The sequence below is a fragment of the Photobacterium pectinilyticum genome (genome assembly GCF_024357955.1).
In the GTDB taxonomy this organism is placed as follows: domain Bacteria; phylum Pseudomonadota; class Gammaproteobacteria; order Enterobacterales; family Vibrionaceae; genus Photobacterium; species Photobacterium pectinilyticum.
Genome location: NZ_JANEYT010000146.1, coordinates 1 through 4,044, shown reverse-complemented (window position 1 = coordinate 4,044; position 4,044 = coordinate 1). Strand labels below are relative to the sequence as shown.

The 4,044-nt window shown below is 40.5% G+C and carries 3 protein-coding genes; all 3 read right to left on the bottom strand.

The features are described 5' to 3' along the window. Positions 1-902 precede the first annotated feature (902 nt). The 3 genes from NHN17_RS25410 to NHN17_RS25400 all read right to left on the bottom strand — a co-directional run bounded on the left by NHN17_RS25410 (position 903) and on the right by NHN17_RS25400 (position 3,610). The gene (locus NHN17_RS25410) at positions 903-1,670 is read right to left on the bottom strand and encodes a hypothetical protein (protein WP_255045457.1); all 768 of its coding nucleotides are present in this window, start codon (positions 1,668-1,670) and stop codon (positions 903-905) included. A 159-nt stretch (positions 1,671-1,829) separates the two neighbouring features. Then, on the bottom strand, positions 1,830-2,126 hold the full coding sequence (locus tag NHN17_RS25405; protein ID WP_255045456.1) for a hypothetical protein: 297 nt from the start codon (positions 2,124-2,126) through the stop codon (positions 1,830-1,832). A gap of 53 nt (positions 2,127-2,179) precedes the next feature. Next, entirely contained in the window at positions 2,180-3,610 is a 1,431-nt protein-coding gene (locus NHN17_RS25400) for a hypothetical protein (RefSeq protein ID WP_255045455.1), read from the bottom strand. Positions 3,611-4,044 lie beyond the last annotated feature (434 nt).

Sequence of the window (4,044 nt, the reverse complement as noted above, 5' to 3'; positions counted from 1 at the left end):
TGAGCCGGATATCGACTCTCTACTTCCTTGGAACTTCTCTCATTAATAATCGCCCCGTGGAATCATGGGGCGGATACTTTTATAGCTAACTTAGTAAGCGAATAACATTGAGCATGAGCTGCCAACACCCTTTGGGGCAAAAGTTTGTCAAAACGCAATGTACGGTCCGTAACTTACGTACTGGAAATTCACTGCAATTAAAACACGCTTTTTGGGCAAGGCATGAGCTTTTTCAGACTCTGCAACAACTGAGTTTATTCGTTGCTCAGGCAACTATTGCAACAGTTCAACTACCGAGGAATACTCGGTAGTTGATTAATAAACAACGTGGATATTTTGCACATTGCTTTTTTCTATAGCCAATACGACGCGCTCAGAAACAGTTTGGGGTAGAAGTTTGTCACGGTGAGTAGGAGAAGCAACTACTAAGGAAAACTTATGAGTTGAAAAGCAACTGAGAAGAATTTCTTCCTAGTTGCAAGTACGGAATTGGGTAGAAGTGCTTCATAGTAATTTTTGCAACAGGCTGTTGCAAAATTAGGGTTGGAGCTTGTAATACAGCTTGTTGCACAAATAAATCTCATATTGATTTCATGCGCTCTAAACACGTCTTGGGGCAAAAGTGTGCCAGGATGAGTGACTGGCACAGAGATGGACAAAAACACGTTAGAGTTGAAGCTCGAAGTTAACAGATCGGATAAACTGAGTTTTGCTAATGAGTGACTTGAACGAGAAGCAGTCTCAGCGCGGTTTGTCATCATACTCTTACTCGCAATATACTTTAGGCGTCGGGATCGCCATTATCTCCCTTATCACAACAAAGACGCGCCCTTTTCAAATGCGCATTAATACATTACTGACTATCTGCGGTTGTGAAAATTCACTATTTAACGATTAAGGTACTAATTCCAAAGAGGAAGGATAAACTTAGCATTTGACTTACATTCTAATACAGCATGTTGCTCACTTGAAAAACGTCCAATTTCGCCAATGGTAAATGGTACATAGATAGGGGAAATTAATGCTATATCACGCTCAATAAGTGTTCCCGTGTCTTGGATATTGTTATCCTTTACACTTAAAAAGTAAGTCTGTATAGAAAAGACTAAGTCATTTTTCTTACCCTTTCCTTGCCCAAATAGTGCGCTACTACGATGTATCGCATATCCCAAGTGCTTGGGACTAAAGGAGTTGCCAGAGGGAAAAAAATGGTAGTATGCATTTCTCTTATTCTGATAGGTAATCGAGTACGGCTTCTCATACCAAGGGCTAAGCCTATCAAAAAAGGGGGTTGACTCTATTTTTGTCCTATTGAGTTGAACTTGAATATCTTCACCGCCAGCTCGAAATTTATGTGGTTTATTGTTTTCATATCGCCATAGCATAGCACATGCTTCACCAGAAAAGTCCTTTATTGATGAGTAAAACAACTTATCATTAAGTATTCTAGACTTATCTTCGAGCTTATTTTTAAGCTTCATATCCTTATAATATTCATACAGCTGATTAAAACTCATTGGGCTAACGGGGTATAGACGTCCTTGTTCAATCGCCGATACATAAACTTTCCCACCCTGTGTGCTGTTTAGCTTTTCATAATCATGGGAGTAACAAAAAGCGCTGGTTGTTAAGCTAACGATTATCACACTACAGGAAATCTTGTGTCTCATTAATACCTCCTGTTCATATAAAACAAAAAATACTTACAGCCCGTTCCTTAGTTTCTGATTAATAGTCAAACACGTCGATTTATATTCAGAACCGATGCAGTCACTGTTTTAATCACCTTATAAGAAAAGAGCCTGCCATTGTGCAGGCTCTATCCATCCCTACTTTAATTGTGAATATTTCTTAGGGGTAATATCGAGTGACTCACCTAGCCTTGGTTGTCTATGGAATTGGAACAAGATATCGTCATTGAAGCCTGAGGCTGTAAAGCCGCTCCAGTTCTTCAGAGTGGTTTTTGGATAGAGGAATTCAACATACTGGAATAGAGCTTCCTCTCTGGTGATCTGTTCTACCTCCATTGATGGTGGTGTGTAGCGTTTCAGGCTTTTGACCGGGTAGTGGGCGGACCATGCCAGCGGTGCTATGATTAGTGCAGCCAAGACAGTCATTGTTTTCATATCAATATCCCTATGCTGATGAGTGTTTGAATTTCGCTACCTAGCTTTACTTGCTACCTTTTGCGCTCTAGCAGTTCTATCTCGTAGCTTACTGTTTGCCACCTTGGGACGTGTGTGAACTTCATGTCAGGGTAGTAGTACTCTCTTGAATAATTTTTTTTCTGACCTTCGATGAAATTGTTTGATATAACAACTTGATAAACCTCTCCTTTTTTCATGGAATTGACGATTTTATTAATTTGAGGAGGTAGTCCGAGCTGACTGAAGTCTGCCTTATCACTGAATAACTCCTGACCATCGGGTAATTTAGCGGTGACATTGACCTTGTACTTAGAGGCTCTATCTACGTTTTCACCTTCAACCGTTTTGATCGGTTTGAAGTACAGGCCATCATCTTTCTTCTGAGCGCCTTCTTGAGACATAAAGTCATAAACAAATAATTCACCTTTGTTTTTGATGATGGATTCATCTGTCTTACTCAGTGTGATTTTGGCCTGTTCTATAACTTCTTTTGGAGTGCTGTTTCTCAGTCCGTCGTGAATACCGCGAGCAAAAGACTTCGTGTCGACCACAATGCTGTAATCTGCTGCCAGATTCTCTAATGCAATTAGTAACCCTGATGTCCTTCTGTGAGCTATGGCAAATGAAAGTATGCTTATTGGGTCTGAAAAGTCGATGTTGCCGATGTCAACTGTAGTCCAGTAGTCGCCCCCTATGTTCGCATTAGTGACAACCAATGGCTTCCTGCCTCGACTCTTGACGTAGTCTTGGATGAGTGCTGCAAATTTATCATCAACGAGCTCCACTTCGGTCGTATCTATTAACGGGCTGTCAATTACGCTCAAATCAATAGCTGTAGTCATAGCTTTTTTGTCTAATTTAATATCAACTTGCCTAAGTCCATCAACCTCGTCCTTTAATTTTTCTCCTATAAAGACGTAAGCCATAAAGTAAGAGAAGATATCAATGTTATTTTCAAAGGTGTCTGTGAACTTGTTCCATGCAGGGATAAGCCGCTTGTAGTGTGATATATCACCTTTGCTTTTGTAGGCTTGCTCTTTTGCGTACTGGAGGTCGTCTTTTAATTGCTTTTCACTGCCCAAGCCATTTGATTCTTTTTGAAGTTCGAGTATTTTCTTCTTGACGGAGGTTATTTTGTTTCTATCTTCAACATATCTTGCTTCGGCAAGTTGCTTACCAAGGTTATATGCTTTTTGTTCTAGTGCTTTCTTCTCTCGTGAATACTTCTGTAGGTCTTTTTCAAGTTTTGCAGCATCTTTATTATATCTCTCGACCTGATTTGATACACGCTCCAAACTTTCATTTAGGCGACTCTCAACTTGCTTTATGTTTGCTTCATAAATCGGAGCGAACTCCAGCACTTCAGGGGCTTTAGAGTTGTTTGATGTAGAGTTTGTGGCGTCACCGCACCCAGTTAGCGCCAGAACGCCAACGGTAAGCATCAAGGTGATAAATCTAGCCATATATCTGCCTCTCTATACTGTAAGAAATGTCGTTATTTTTAACTTGCCAACCCTTACAGCTAGATAGAATTTGCAGTTATAAGCAACGTGGTATTTTGCCCAAATCAAATGAGATCTTCTGGGCAATAATCACTAATTAATAAGCAACTGCATGCTTAATTTCTGGGGGTGTGCTCAACTTGTGGTTATTACACTTGTTGCATCCAATAATTGTGAGCCATTATATGCAACTATGCATCGAGCTAGTGAATGGTTAGTAGGTCGAAATGGGTGTGAATGAGGATAACGTAGAGAGCCGTATTACTACGTAAGCTATTACGCTTCGTGTTGATCAATAGCTAGGTGGGTAGGAATACCCGCTTAGTACGCTAGGCAAAGCTGGCGTTGTGAATATGGGGTGAAAGTCCCCTCTTAGTAAGGGTTAGCCACCCGCT